General features: G+C 71.2%; 11 protein-coding genes. All 11 read right to left on the reverse strand.

Annotated features, from left to right (window positions below):
- Nucleotides 1–36: 36 nt before the first annotated feature.
- Nucleotides 37–1,239, reverse strand: coding sequence for a dienelactone hydrolase family protein (locus OG562_RS08855; protein WP_266395673.1), 1,203 nt, complete (start codon nucleotides 1,237–1,239; stop codon nucleotides 37–39).
- Nucleotides 1,226–2,329 (reverse strand): pectinesterase family protein, encoded by a 1,104-nt coding sequence (locus OG562_RS08860; RefSeq protein ID WP_266395674.1) that lies wholly within the window; start codon nucleotides 2,327–2,329, stop codon nucleotides 1,226–1,228. Before OG562_RS08860 ends, OG562_RS08855 begins: the two co-directional genes overlap by 14 nt.
- Nucleotide 2,330: 1 nt before the next feature.
- Nucleotides 2,331–3,470, reverse strand: coding sequence for a pectinesterase family protein (locus tag OG562_RS08865; protein ID WP_266395676.1), 1,140 nt, complete (start codon nucleotides 3,468–3,470; stop codon nucleotides 2,331–2,333).
- 82 nt (nucleotides 3,471–3,552) lie between these two features.
- Nucleotides 3,553–4,884, reverse strand: a complete 1,332-nt coding sequence (locus tag OG562_RS08870) for a polysaccharide lyase family 1 protein (protein ID WP_266395678.1) — start codon at nucleotides 4,882–4,884, stop codon at nucleotides 3,553–3,555.
- 18 nt (nucleotides 4,885–4,902) lie between these two features.
- A complete protein-coding gene (locus OG562_RS08875; protein WP_266395680.1) occupies nucleotides 4,903–5,700 on the reverse strand; it encodes a rhamnogalacturonan acetylesterase in 798 nt (265 codons plus the stop codon).
- A 163-nt stretch (nucleotides 5,701–5,863) separates the two neighbouring features.
- Nucleotides 5,864–7,204, reverse strand: coding sequence for a sugar ABC transporter substrate-binding protein (locus OG562_RS08880; protein ID WP_266395681.1), 1,341 nt, complete (start codon nucleotides 7,202–7,204; stop codon nucleotides 5,864–5,866).
- A 63-nt stretch (nucleotides 7,205–7,267) separates the two neighbouring features.
- Nucleotides 7,268–9,274 carry a pectinesterase family protein gene (locus OG562_RS08885; protein WP_266395683.1) on the reverse strand — a complete coding sequence of 669 codons (2,007 nt, stop codon included), beginning with the start codon at nucleotides 9,272–9,274 and terminating at the stop codon, nucleotides 7,268–7,270.
- Nucleotides 9,275–9,345: 71 nt separating this feature from the next.
- Nucleotides 9,346–10,926: a glycoside hydrolase 43 family protein gene (locus OG562_RS08890; protein ID WP_266395685.1), complete on the reverse strand. Its 1,581-nt coding sequence runs from the start codon at nucleotides 10,924–10,926 to the stop codon at nucleotides 9,346–9,348.
- On the reverse strand, nucleotides 10,923–11,777 hold the full coding sequence (locus OG562_RS08895; RefSeq protein ID WP_266395686.1) for a PmoA family protein: 855 nt from the start codon (nucleotides 11,775–11,777) through the stop codon (nucleotides 10,923–10,925). The genes OG562_RS08890 and OG562_RS08895 overlap by 4 nt, the downstream gene beginning before the upstream one ends.
- Nucleotides 11,777–12,961 carry a Gfo/Idh/MocA family protein gene (locus tag OG562_RS08900; protein ID WP_266395687.1) on the reverse strand — a complete coding sequence of 395 codons (1,185 nt, stop codon included), beginning with the start codon at nucleotides 12,959–12,961 and terminating at the stop codon, nucleotides 11,777–11,779. Before OG562_RS08900 ends, OG562_RS08895 begins: the two co-directional genes overlap by 1 nt.
- On the reverse strand, nucleotides 12,958–14,244 hold the full coding sequence (locus OG562_RS08905; protein ID WP_266395688.1) for a polysaccharide lyase family 1 protein: 1,287 nt from the start codon (nucleotides 14,242–14,244) through the stop codon (nucleotides 12,958–12,960). The genes OG562_RS08900 and OG562_RS08905 overlap by 4 nt, the downstream gene beginning before the upstream one ends.

The following is a 14,244-nucleotide window of genomic DNA, read 5'->3' on the forward strand; positions in this document are numbered from 1 at the left end:
GGTCCTTTCGTCGTTCGACTGCGGTGGGGGGACGGGTCACAGGACGGAGTCGAGCCATGTGAGGACCTCGTCCTGCATGCGGTCGACGAAGACATGGCCGAGGTCGGGCCAGGTCTTCAGGTGCAACCGCTCCTCGGCGTGACGCGAACGCCAGACGGTGCGCAGCCTGTCGTGGGCCGTGCGGACGCCGTCGGCGGGGAACAGCGGGTCCAGCCCGCCGTTGAAGAACAGCATCGGCCTGGGTGCGGCGATGCTCGCCACGTCGGGGAAGTCGAGGTACCGGGGAAGCCCCGGGTGGAGCATGTAGTAGGAGGACTGCCCGCGCAGCGTGTTGTTGCCGGGCACCATCATCTCCTTGAGGCCGGTCATCCAGCAGACGGCCGCGGTGGCCGCGATGTCGTCGCTGAGCGCGGCCGTCTGCCAGGCGCGGAACGCGCCCATGGAGAACCCGACGGCCGCCACCCGCCGCCGGTCCACCCGGTCGAGCCCGGCGAGGAAACCGGCGGCGCGGGCGTCCTCGCGGGCCATGAGGCCGGCGAGCGAGGAGCCCAGGTGGTAGAAGTTCGAGGCCAGGGCCTGCTGTTGGTCGTAGGCGAGGGGCCCGCGGTCGCCCCAGCCGAGCGCGTCGGCGACCAGCACCACATAACCCCGCCGGGCCAGTTCGTCGCCGACGAACCGTCCGCTGAAGTACTTGTCCGTCCAGCCCTGCGCGGAGGCGAGCCGGACGTCGTCGTACCAGGGCCGGACCAGCTTCTCCTTCCCGATGTCGAACTTCGCCCCGTGGTCGTGCAGGAGCAGCGCCGCGGGGAAGGGTCCGGGCCCGTCGGGGGTGAGGAGGACGGCCCGGACCCGCTCGTGGCGAGTGAGGGAGAGGGTGACCAACTCGCTCGTGTAGCCGTCCTGTTGACGCCGCTCGCCGAACTCGGGGGCGTACGGCGTCCCGTCCTGCCGTCCGACGATCAGCAGCTCCTCGACCTGGGCGCGGGCGGCCCGCCGCCAGGCGCGGAAGTCACGGAGGGGGGAGTTTCCCCAGGCCAGGGGGAAGGTCAGCGCGGCCTTGAGGGCGGGGTGGAAGTCGGGCAGCGGCCCGTCGACGACGGCGGCCTGCGCGCCGGCGACCGCCGGCTCCGCGCCGGGGGCGACTGCCTGCGCGCCGGGGGCGGCGACTCCCCCGGCCAGCAGCGCGGCCCCACCGCCCGCCACGAAGGCCCGCCGCCCCACCCCCTCACCGACGCCCATACGGCCTCCAGTCCCCGAGATAGGTCCGCCGGGTGTGCACGGCCGCCTCCTCGGCCGTCAGTTGCGGCCGGTTCTCCGGGACCGAGACCACCGCTCCGGGACCGGAGTTGCCGTACTCGTGGAAGCGCATGGTCTGCCAGGGATAGGCGTCCCGCATGTTGGTGTAGGGGGCCACCGCGTCGATCCCCGGGCCGATCCAGGTGTCCCGCACGACCAGCGAGGGCCAGGCGGTCGTCTCGTACGACGGCACCCAGGGCCGGGCTATCTTGTACGCCGCGTCCTGTGCCCCCGAGGTGATCCGGCCGCGCAGGGCGAGGAAGCCGTAGGGGTTGGCGCGGGCGGTGGCGGGGGCGAAGACCATGCCCTTGGGGGTGAAGGCCACGTCCCGCTGGAGGGTGCGGAAGTGACAGGCGTCGAAGACGGACCGGCCCCGACCGAACACGAAGTCGACGTCTCCCTCGATGTAGCAACGGCGGAAGTACTGCCGGTCGAAGGCGTCCAGCGCGGTGGTGTCCGCGAACAGGGTGTCCTGGTGGGCCAGGAGGCGGACGTTGTCGAAGTGCGTGCGGTCGCCGGTGACATAGGCGGCCACCGCCTGGGTGCCGGTGATCTCCGGGTGGTCGGCGCGCAGCCAGTCGTTGGCCAGGGTGAGGTCGCGGACGGTGAGGCCGGGGGCGGCGGAGGTGAAGGTGGCGGAGCCCGCGGTGCCGTAGGTGCCCGAACCGTCGGGCTTCTGGGTGCCGTTGGCGTTGTCGTACACGAGGACGGCGTCGCGCGGGTCACGGGTGGCGCCGCGCAGGGTCAACTCTCCTGTGGTGGAGGGGATGTTGACGACCTCGCGGTACGTCCCCGGGTGCACGAGGATCGTCCAGCCCGGCCCGTCGACCCGGTCCACGGCGGCCTGGAGGGAGTCCCCGGCGCGGACGTGCAGGACACGGCGACCGGAGACGGCGAGGTCGGGAGCCGGAGCCGGAGCGGAAGCGGCGAGGTCGGGAGCCGTACCGGCGAGGGCCGGTGATGTGCCGGCGGCGGCGAGACCCCCGGCCAGGCCTCCGGTGAGGCCCGCCAGGAGGGTGCGTCTGCGGAGCATGTCAGCACTCCCCCTTCCAGGGCTCCCAGTCGCCCAGATAGGCCGCACGGGTCGCCGACTCGGCCTGTTCTGCGGTGAGTTGGGGTCGGTTCTCCGGCACGGTGATCCGCGCGCCCGGCCCGGTGTTGCGGTACTCGGCGAACCGCTGGCTCTGCCAGGGGAAGGAGGCCGACATGTTCGTGTAGGGCGCGACCGCGTCGATGCCGGCGTCGAGGCGCGTGTCCCGGACGGTGAGCATGGGGCGGGCGGTGGTGTCGGAGCTGGGGACCCAGGGGCGGGCCAACTTGTAGGCGCTGTCCGGGGCTTCACTGCTGACCTGGCTCCTGGCCACCAGGTAGCCGCGCGGGTTGGCGCCCGCCGTGGAGGGGGCGAAGACGAAGCCGTAGGGGGCGGCGGCCAGGTCGGTGCGGTCGAGGGTGCGGAAGCGGCACTGCTCGTAGACGGCGGTGGCCCGGCCGAAGACGAAGTCGACGTCACCCTCGACGTAGCAGTGCGCGTAGTACTGCCGGGCGAAGGCGGCGAGGGCGATCGAGTCGGCGTACAGGGTGTCCTGGTGGCCGAGGAAGCGGCAGTGGTGGAAGGCGGACCGGTCGCCCTGGACCTTGATCGCGACGGCCTGGGTGCCGGTGATCTCGGGGTGGTCGGCGCGCAGCCAGTCGTTGGCGAAGGTGATCCAGCGGGCGGTGAAGCCGTCGGCCTGCACGGTCGTGGTGGCCGACCCGGTGGTGCCGTAGGTGCCGCCGCCGGGCTTGGCGGTGCCGGCCGCGTTGTCGTAGACGATCACCACGTCACGGGGGTCCTCGGCGGCGCCGATCCAGGTCGCCTCGGTGCGGGTGACGTCGAGGGCGACCGTCTCGCGGTAGACGCCGGGCGCGAGGACCAGCGTCCAGCCGCTGCCGGTCGTGGCGGCGACGGCGTCCCGGACGGCAGTGAAGTCGCCCCGGCCCTGGGGGTCGACGTACAGGGTCTGGGGGGTGAGGCGGGCGGCCGGGGCGCCGTAGCGGCCGAACGGGCGCCTCGGCTTCGCGGCGGCAGCTCGCGCGGGCGCGGCGGCCAGGGTGAGGGCGGCGGCCGTGCCGGCGGCCGCCGCCAGGATTCCCCGTCTGGACAGGGGGAGTTCGGGGTGCTGGGGCGAGGGCATGCGGGTGCTCCTTGGCAGTGCGGCTCTCTGCTGAGGGGGCCGGGGCGGCGACGGACGCCGCCCCGGCCGTCGTACGGGAGGCTCAGCCCAGGCGTCCCGCGCCCGCGCCGCAGTCGACGATCCGGGGAACGGACCCGGCGGGGTCGACCTTGGTGCGCAGGGTGGGCGTCCAGCCCGCGCCGGACTGCAGGACCTCGGCCGGGATCTCCGCGTTGTGGACGGCGATCAGGTCGGTCGGCGTGCCGTTGACGTAGTTGTCGTCGGCGGTGAGCGGGGACACGTTCCACCGCTTCAGCACCTTGCCGACGACGACCCCGGTCGGCAGCGTGAACGCGTTGTGCTCGGCGACCAGTTGGGACTCCTTGCCGATGCCGAAGCTGTAGGCGTAGGAGTCGTTGCCGACGAAGTGGTTGTTGTAGGAGTCCACTTGGCCGAAGCGGACCCGGGGCGCGCGCTCGACGAGGTTCGAGAACAGGTTGTGGTGGAAGGTCACCTTGAGGTGTCCCCGGTCGCCGGCCGCGGTCGACTCGCTGTCGCTGTTGCCGATGAGGATCGTCTTGTCGTGCTCGGTGAAGACGTTCCAGGAAGCGGTGACGAGATCCGCGCCGCGGACGATGTCCAGCTCGCCGTCGTGCTGCTGGTAGAGCATGCCGAAGTAGGTGGGCGCGGCGCTGTCGGGGTGGGTGCCGTCGCTGAAGGTGTTGTGGTCGAGCCACACATGGGTGGCCCCGTACACGACGGCGGTGTCGTACTCGGAGTTCCAGTTGCCGTTGGCGCCGTCGGTCGGGTCCCACTGCGGGAAGCAGTCGATGGGGCTCTCGAAGGCGAGGTTGCGGATGATGATGTTGTCGACGGCCTTGATCTGCAGGCTGACGCCCTTGAACCCGGCGTTCCTGCCGATGCCGACGATGGTGGTGTTGGCGGGGATGTTCGCCTTGATGGCCTTGTCCTGCGCGGCGGCGGAGGCGCGCCGCAGTCCCTCGGGGCTGTCGTCGGGCTCGGCGCCGAGGTCGGTGTCCAGCCCCCAGGCCTCCGGCGAGTACTTCGCCAGGTAGGCGTCGAAGTCGTAGCCCGGCGCGGCGAACGCGTCGCATCCCTCCGCGACGGCGTCGATGACGCCCTTCACTCTGATGATCTTGGGCGCGCTGCCGCCGGCGGCGAGGGCGGCCTTGAACTCGTCCCAGGTGGTGACGGTGTACACGTGGTCGGCGTCGGCCGCCGCCCCGCCCGTCGTCCCGGTCCCGTACGAGGCCCAGCCGTCGTTCGCGCCGAGGACCTGCCGGCCGAGGTCACGGGAGGCGGAGCGGGACGGGGAATCGGCTTGGGCGGGCGCCGTTGCGGCGACGGACAGCACCAGCGCGGTGCATCCCACCAGGGCAGCTGTGACACGTCCATGACATTTCTGTGTACGCACGGTGCGGCTCTCCTCTTGTTACGACAGCGGTTGCGGCCAGGTGATCCAGGACGTGGGGATCTCGTCGTCCAGCCGGACGACGTCACGCGGCGCGAGCACCCGCGTGCGCAGCAACTCCCGCACCACGAGCCGTGCCACGGCGATCGCACCCGGCGGATTGAAGTGCGTGTTGTCCTGCTCGGTCTCGGTCCAGTTGAAGTACGTCTTCGTCTCCTCGACCCCCAGCTCCTGCCACAGCGCGAGCGACAGCGCCTGGATGTCGAGCAGCGCCACCCGCTCCTCCTCGGCGAGCGCGCGCATCGCCGCCGGGTAGTCGCCGTGCGTCGGCAGGGCGTTGCCGTCGGCGTCGAACCTGCGGCGCTCGACGGCGGTGGCGAGCACGGGCCGCGCCCCCTTCGCCCGCGCGCCGTCGAGGTACATCCGCAGGTAGTCCTGGTACGTCGTCCAGGGCTCGGTGTACCGAACGGGGTCCGCGCTCTTCTCGTCGTTGTGCGCGAACTGGACGAGCAGGAAGTCGCCGGGCCGGATCGCGGCGAGGATCGCGTCCAGCCGCCCCTCGTCCACGAAGCTCTTGGAACTCCGGCCGTTCACAGCGTGGTTGGCGACCGGCCGATCCCCGCACAGAAAGAACGGCAACGCCATGCCCCATCCGGTCTCGGGCGCGGCGTCGGAGTACTTCTGGGCGGCGGTGGAGTCGCCGGCGAGGAAAAGGGTGCGGGGCCGGTGCGCGGAAGCACGCGCGGGAGCGGTTCCCGCAACACCGAGAGGAATGGCGGCAAGGGCCGCCGAAGTGACCTGTCTACGGGTAAGGGACACGATGGTGCACCTCTCAACAGGGTTGAGTGAATGTGCCTTTCAAGGGCGTGGGGCTGTATCGATATGCGGCTCCGCCGCGTGGGCGCGCCCAGCCGCAGCCGGTCCGCGGCCGCCGTACGACCTGACAACCCCGGACCGACCGCACACGGTTCAACCAGCGGAGCTATCCGTGGTTCTTCTTCCAGTCGGCCTGCGCAGCGTTCAGCTGCTCGGCGAGCGTGTCCAGGAATTCCTTCGCGCTCATCTTCCCGAGCAGCACCTTCTGGTAGTTCGGCTCGTTGTCGGCCTTGGAGATGGTGTTCCAGTCGGGCAGGTAGTACGGCATCTGCACGATCTTCGTAGTGGCCCCGTTCAGCGCCTCCGCGGCCAGCTTGGTCGGCTCGGACTGCTGGATCCAGGCGTCCTTCGCCGCGTCGGTGTTCGCCGGGACCTGGCCCGCGGACTCGTTGAACTTGGAGTTCTCCGCGGCCGAGACGGCGAACTCGATGAACTTCCAGGCAGCCGTCTTGTTCTTGCTGGACTTGAACAGGCTCAGCCCGTCGACCGGGTTGGAGATCTGCACGCGGGTGCCGTCGTCCGCCGTCGGGTTCGGAATGCCCTTGAACTTGTCCGCGCCCAGCGCCTTGAGATGGTCCTGGTAGGAGCCCAGGTTGTGGCTCAGCATGCCGATCGTGCCGCTGTCCCACTGGGCGACCATCTTGGTGAAGTCGTTGTTGACGTCGGCGGACGGGGTGTCCTTCTTGTACAGCGCGACGTACTTCTCCAGGGCCGCCACGTTCTTCGGGTCGTTGACCGTGGTCTTCTCGCCGTTCCAGAACGAGGTGATGCCGGTCTGGCCGTACACCGCGTCCAGCGCCGGCGCGATGGATCCCTCGCCGCCGCGGATGGTGAACCCGAACTTGTTCTTGCCCTTGTCGGTGAGCTTGTCGGCGGCCGCGTAGAACTTCGACCAGGTGGTCGGGGCGTCGAGCCCGGCCGCCTCGAACAGGTCCGTCCGGTACCACAATGTGCCGTTGTTGGCGGAGGTCGGCACCTGGTACAGCGCGTCTCCGCCACCGGCCGACTTGCTGACGTCGAGCAGGTTCTGGCTCAGCTTGCCGTTCAGCGGGCTCTTGGCGAGCCGGCTGTCCAGCGGCTCCAGCGCGCCCTGGACGGCGACCTCGGCGAGCACCGCGGTGCCCACACCGCCGACGTCGGGCAGGCCGCCGCCCTGGATCGCGGTGTCGTACTTGGACTGGGCGCTCGCCGCGGGAATGCCGACGTACTTGACCTTGATGTCCGGGTACTTCTTCTCGAAGTCGGCGATGACCTGCTTCCAGATGTCGGTGCGGACACCGCCGTTGTTGTCCCAGAAGGTGATCTCGCCCTTGCCGGAGCCCTCGTTGCCCTTGTCCCCCGCCGCGCCGCTGCCGTCGTCGCCGCAGGCGGTGGCGGTCAGCGCGAGCACGGAGCCCAGGGCGACGGCCATGGCGGCGCGCCTGCTTCTGCGGATGCTGCTCTTCATGTGGTCGGCTCTCTTCTTCTGGATCCGGAGATACGGAGTTACGGCTATGAAGTTGTAGGGGGGTCAGTGACGGGCGTACGGCGCCCAGCCGTCCGTGCCCGTGAGGTAGTCCGCGACGGTGTACGACGTCGCGTCGGCGTCGCCCAGCTGTGGCCGGTCGGCCGAACTCGCCGCGCCGGGACCGTGGTTGCGGTACTCGGCGAACCGCGCGTCCCGCCACGAGAAGCCGCTCATGTCGGTCCAGGGCGCGGACTTGACCGCGGCCGGCAGCTCGGTCTGCCGGATCAGCACCTGCGCGACCGCCTCCGGCTCGCCGCCCGGATGCCAGGGCCGCCCCAGATGGAAGGACTGCTCCGGCGCGTCGCTCACGACCTTCGAGCGGGTGATCAGGAACCCGTACGGATTGCCCGTCCAGGTCGAGGCGGCCGTCAGATAGCCGTTGTTGGTGGCGGACCCCCGGCTCAGCAGCCGGATCACCGACCGCTCGATCACGGTCGTGGCCCGCCCGTAGACGAAGTCGACGTCGCCCTCGATGTAGGAGTCGTGGACGTACACCCGGCTGACGGTCGTCAGCTTGGGGCTGTCGGTCATCAGGGTGTCCTGGTTGCCGAGGAATGCGGTGTCGTCGAAGACGATCCGGTCGCCGGTCGTCTTCATCGCCAGCGCCTGCTCGCCGTTCAGCTCGACGGCGGCCTCGTCGAAGTCGTTGCTGAAGGTGAGATGGCGGGCGGTGACGTCGTTCGCGGCGATCCGGACGGTCGCGCTCCCCGTCGAGCCCCCGTACGCGGCGGGCGTGTCGAAGACGATCACGGTGTCGGAGCGGTCGCGTCCGGTCCCGCGCAGCAGGAGGTGCGGCTTGGTCGCGGGGATGAAGACCTTCTCCCGGTACGTGCCCGGCGCGATCGCGACGGTGACGTCCTCGGCGTTGCCCTCGGGCACGGCGTCCACGGCCGCCTGGACGGTCGGGTAGTCGCCCGGGACGTGCAGGGTCACCGCCTCGCCGATCCGCCGCTGCGGTCCGGAGAGCGCTTTCACCAGCGCCGGGACGGCGGCCGCCGGATCGAGCCGGTAGGGGTAGAAGTCCCGCGGCTCGAAGGCCGCGCCCCACTCGTCGGTCCGCCCGCTCGTGTTCCGCAGGATCGATCCGCGCTCGACCAACTCGGCCGTGGCGTCGGCCTGGTAGGGGTGCTGGACCCCGTCGTAGTAGCTGTTCTCTATGACCATCCTGGTCCGGCCCCGCGACCAGTTCCCGTACGTCCACACCGGGTCGGCGTCGGCGACCTGGGCCGAGAGGTAGTTGTTGTAGAGGTGGGCGTAGGCGCAGTTGTCGGCCGACGGGTTGCGCTGCTTGGTCCCCGTGAACCAGTTGTGGTCGACGGTGATCTGGGTCAGGACGTTCGTCGTCCAGCCGATGCCGAACGCCTTGTTGTGGTGCGTGAACTGGTTATAGGAGACGGTGAGGTACTGGCTGTCCTTGCGGATGTCGAGCAGTCCGTCGCCCATGTGCGTGAAGCGGTTGTGGTCGATCCAGACGTGGTCGACGGTGTCCGCCTGGATCGCGTCGAAGTCGGTGGTCTTGCCGTCCCAGTCGCCCTCGACGTACGAGTCCCGGATCGTCAGATTGCGGATGATCACGTTGTGGGTGCCGGGGCCGAGATGCAGTTCGCCGTGCACGATCTCGCCCGTGTCGCCGACCCCGATGATCGTCTTGTTCGAGGTCACGGTCACGTCCGAGCCGAAGGGCTCGACGGCGACCGACCCCTTGACCCGGATGACGTACGGCTCCTCGGCCGCCGCGTAGCGCGCCAGCGAGGCCTGGTCGGTGACCGTGACGACCTTGCCGCCGGCGCCGCCGGTGGTGCCGCCGGTCAGCGAGGCGAAGCCATGGGCCCGGTCGGTCCAGCGGTCGGCGGCGGCCGACGCCGAAGCGACGGCCGAAGCAGCGGTCGGCGCCGGAGCGGCGGCCTTCGCCTCGCCGGCCGCGCCGAGGCCGAGGGCCGCCAGCAGGCCGGCGACGGCGGCCAGGGCCACGCCCGGTCTCGGCAAGCGCTTGCTATGGAAGTGCGTCATTGCGGCTCCCAGAAGGCATAACGGAACGTGAGAATGTGGTGCGTTGCATGCGGTGCGTTGCATGCGGTGCGTTACAGGGGGCTGATCCTGAACTCCGTGAACGAGGCCGCCCCGGCGTGCCCCGCCCCGACCGGCGCGAGCGCGAAGAGGCCGAGCAGGGCGCCGACCCAGCGCCAGGGGGTGGCGGCGAAGACGGGGCCCGAGGAGCGCAGGCCGTCGCCGACGTCGTAGGCGAAACTGCAGCGGGCTCCGGCGCCGATCTCGATGCGCAGCCTCGCCCGTCCCTCGGGGGCGAGACGCGCAGGGGCGGCGTCGCGTTCCTTCTCCGCGACCGGTTCGGCGAAGCGGTGGACGAGGTGGACCGTGCCGTCGTCGGCGCGCTGGAGTCCGATCCAGCCGAACGCGTCCCCGAGGACCGCGAGTCCGGCCCGGGCGCCCGGCTCCTCGCCGTGCAGGGTCAGTTCCACCTCGACGGCCGACGGGACTCCGGGCAGCCGCTGGGTGAGCACGTTCGGCACTCTGCGCAGGTCGTGCGCGTGCACCGTGCGGACACAGGTCAGGCGCAGGCCGTCGCCGGAGTGCTGGGTGGCGAGGCCGTCCTGCGGGTTGGCCGTCCACTGCCACTGGCGGCCGAAGCGTCCGCCGGGGAAGTCGTCGTCGGTGGCGGGCGCGGCGGGCGGCTGCGCGGGCAGGTCGGGCCGCCGGTGCTCCCGGACGGGCGCGCCCTCGTCGCCGAGCACCGGCCAGTTGTCCGTGCCCCAGCGCATCGGCTGGAGGTGCACGACCCTGCCGTACGCCCCGCGCTGCTGGAAGTGCAGGAACCAGTCCTCGCCGGACGGGGTGCGCACCCAGCCGCCCTGGTGGGGGCCGTTGACGTCGGTGTCCTGCTGCTCGAGGACGATCCGCTCCTCGTACGGGCCGAAGAAGTCCCGGGCGCGGAAGGCTCCCTGCCAGCCGGTCTCCACTCCCCCTGCGGGCGCGAAGATCCAGAACCATCCGTCGTGCCGGTACAGCTTGGGGCCTTCGAGGGTGAACCAGCCGGGGATGCGGTCCCCGTCGACGATCACCTTGCCCTCGTCGAGAAGCGACGTGCCGTCAGGGTGCATACGGTGGCCGGTGAGCCGGTTCTTGACGCCCGCACGGGACTTCGCCCAGGCGTGGACGAGATACGCCTCGCCGGTCTCCTCGTCCCACAGGGGACACGGGTCGATGAGCCCCTTGCCCGCCTTGACGAGGTGCGGGCGGGTCCAAGGGCCCCTGATCTCCGGGGCGTTGACCTGGAAGACGCCCTGGTCGGGGTCGCCCCAGAAGATCCAGAAACGGTCGTCGTGATGACGTAGCGAAGGGGCCCAGACCCCGCAGTCGTGCCGGGGCGTCCGGAACTCGGAGGCGGGCTCCAGGAGGGGGAGGGCGTGTCCGACCAGCGTCCAGTTCACCAGGTCCCGCGAGTGCAGCAGCGGCAGGCCGGGGGCGCGGCCGAAGCTGGAGGCGGTGAGGTAGAAGTCGTCGCCGACGCACACCACGTCCGGGTCGGACCAGTCGGCGTTCAGGACGGGGTTCGTATACGTCTCGTACGCGGTTTCGTACGCCGTCTCCCGTGCCGTCTCCTGTGCCGTCTCCTGTGCCGTCTCCTGTGCCGTTTGCCGTGTCATTGGCTGACCGCCTTCCGGACGAGCGCCGCCGCCTCGTCGCGGCCGAGGCGGCCGTCGGCGACGACGGTGACGATCCGGCGTACGGCGGTGTCGCCGGGGGCGATCGGCAGCCGCCGCTCCGAGGCCAGCGAGGAGCCGACGCCCGGGTACTCGGCGGTGCGCACGAACCAGGGGTCGCGGCGGGTGGTGTCGGTGGCGCCCGCGAAGACGAGCGTCCAGCCCGCGCCGGCCAGGGCGAGCCAGTCGGCGCGCTCGCCGTGGACCGCCGCCTCGCCCTCGACTTCGGCGGTGAAGACCTGTGGGGCCTCGGCCTCCTTGCGGGCCCGCCAGAAGAAGCCGCCGTAGGCCGCGCCCGGGCGGCCGTTGGTCGCGGGGCTGCCGATGGACAGCGGGTCAGGGGTGACGTTGGTGAGGGAGAAGGTGAAGTCCAACGCCCAGGCGGAGTCGGCGAGTTCGGTGGCCGAGACGGTACGGCGCTCGCGCAGCAGCTCGCTTCCGGCGGCCACCCAGCGCAGCTCCTCCACGAAGCCGTCCGGGTCGCGGAGCTGGAAGGAGTGGTGGCGCTGGGCGCCGTGGTTGTCGAGCTCGGTCGGACCCTGGTCGCGGACGTAGGTGCGTCCGCCCCAGAAGTTGTGCCCCTCGACGTCGGGTACGGCTACACCGACGCCGAGGTGGTGGATGTGGTCGGCGGGGGCGAGCTCGGTGACCGCCGTGCCGGCCAGGGTGGTGACGGGGTGCAGGTAGGGGCGCGGGGAGAGCCTGGCGGGCAGCTCGGGCCGGGTGACGTAGCGGCCGACCGGGCGGCCCGCGACGCGCAGGACGACCGGTGAGTCGGGTGCCGGAGCCGTCATCAGGTGCTCACCTCTTTCGGATCTCTCGGGTGCGCGGTCGTGAACGCCCAGGAGGCGCCCAGTTCGGAGTAGAGGGCGAGGGTGTCGGCGGCGGCCGCGACGAGACCGTCGATCCCGGGGACGACCCGGCGGTCCTCGTCGGGGAGCAGGCGCCAGGCGTCGTCGGGCAGCGCGGCCGGGTCGGGGGCGACCCTGATCGCCTCGACGACCTGCATGAACGCCTCGGTCGCGGCAGGCGGGACCAGCAGCTTCACGCCGTCGGCGAGGTGCTCGACGAGGTTCTCCAGCAGGTCGGTGCGGCCGTACTCGAACTCCTCGGGGCCGTGGTCGGCGCGCTGGAGCAGGACGCGGTCCTGCTTGTACCAGTGGGTGATCCGGCCGCGGCTGCCGTGGACGACGACGTACGGATCGTCGGGGTCCTCGGCGCACAGGGTGGCGGCCACGACGATCGGGAGGCCGTCGGCGGTGGTGACGCGGACGCAGGAGGTGTCGTCGGACTCGATGGCGTTGGCGTGCGCCAGCTCGGTCTCGATGCCGGCGACGTCCTCGGCGCGGGTGACGCCGGCCAGCGCGAGGGCGGTGGCGACGGCGTGCGCGAGCGGGTTGGTGAGCGCGCCGTCGATGACGTCGACGCCGTTCAGCCGCCGTTTGCCCGCCCAGGGCGCCCGCCGGAAGTACGCCTGGGCCCGCGCCCAGGCCCCGGCGCCGCCGACTCCGACGACCTCGCCGATCACACCGTCGGCGATCAGCTCGCGGATCGCGGGCACCGCGTGCGAGCCCAGCGACTGGAAGCCGATCTGGCAGACCACGCCCGCCTCGGCGACCCCGTCGGCCATCCGGCGGAACTCGGCGTACGACGGCGCGGGCGGCTTCTCCAGGAGCAGGTGCACGCCCTTGCGGGCCGCGACGAGCGCCAGGTCGGTGTGGGTGGGGATCGGGGTGCAGACCACCGCGATGCGCGCGCCGGTCGAGTCCAGCAGCGCGCCGAAGTCGGCGGACTGCTCGGGCGTGCCGAGCCCCTCGGGGATCTCGTCCGGGGTCAGCGGGGTCAGCTCGCACAGGCCCGCCAGCTGGACGATGCCCTTGTCCTGGAGCCGGCGGATGTTGTCCAGGTGCCAGCGTCCGTGGCCGCGTGCACCCGCGAGAACGATCGGAACCGGCGTGCTTGTCCGTACGGTGTTCATGGAAGCCTCCCTGCGCCCGCGCCGCGTGCCACCTCGCGGTCGGCCACCGCGGCGCTGTCGATCTTTCCGTGCAGGGTAGGCGTCCAGCCGACGTCTGCCGTGAGATCGCGCTCGCTGCCGCTGTTGTAGGCGTTGTGGATCGCCAGCAGATCGACCGGCCAGCCGTTGAAGACGGTTCCGCTCTGGTGCAGGGCGGTGCCGTTCCAGCTCTTGACCAGGTCGGCGACCTCGATGTGCCCGGGAGTGTGGAAGGCGTTGTTCTCGGCGTGGATCGCCGATTCGGTCGACACGCCGAGCGAGTAGCGGTAGTCGGCGCCGGCCGGGACCACGTACCGGTTGTCGTACAGGTGCACCTGCCCGAAGCGGACGCGCGGCGCGCGCTGTACGACGGACTCGAACTGGTTGTGGTGCAGGGTGACCCGGAGCTTGCCCCGGTCGCCCGTCGCCGTGTCCCCGCTGCCGATCAGCATCGCCTTGTCGTGGTCGGCGAACCGGCTCCAGGAGACGGTGACCAGGTCGGAGGCGTTGGTGATGTCCAGCAGGCCGTCGTGGCGGAGGTAGTTGCGGGCGAAGTAGGCGGGCTCGGCCTCATCGGGGTGGCCCTGGTCGCTCGCCGTGATGTGGTCCACCCAGACATGGGTCGCGCCGGTCAGCCAGATGTTGTCGTACGCCGTCTTCCAGTCGCCGAGGCCGCCGGTGTTGGGCTGCCAGACGGGGAAGCAGTCGTAGGCGTCGCGCAGGTCGAGGTTGCGGAGGATGACGTTGTCCGCGTTTCTGACCTGGAGACTCGCGCCTTTCAGCACCGCTTTCCCGAGGCCGACGATGGTGGTGTGGGAGCCGACGGGCAGGACGATCCGCTCGGCCTGGCGCGCGGCCGACGCCTGGCGAGCCTCCTCCTGCGCGCCGCTCGGCTTGGCGGAGCCCCAGGTACGGGGGTCGTAGGCGGTCAGGTACTTTTTCAGCCCGTAGCCGTCGGTGGCGTAGTCGGCGCAGTCCAGGTGGTCGCCGTCGTCGTCGGTGTTGGCGTCGATCGTCCCCGCGATCTTGATGATCTTCGGGGTGTCGCTGCCGCCGTCGAGGGCGCGCACGAGTCCGGCGCGGTCGGTGACCGTGAAGACGTGCGCGTCGTCGGCGGCCGATCCGCCGGTGGTGCCGGCGCCGTACGCGGCCCAGCCGTCGTCGGCGGCGAGGGTGTCGCGGCCGATGTCCCGGGCCTCGGCGTGCGCGGGGACGCAGAGCAGCCCCAACGCGGCTGCCGCCACCGCGATCTGACGGATCTTCAC

The sequence above is a fragment of the Streptomyces sp. NBC_01275 genome (assembly GCF_026340655.1).
Classification (GTDB): domain Bacteria; phylum Actinomycetota; class Actinomycetes; order Streptomycetales; family Streptomycetaceae; genus Streptomyces.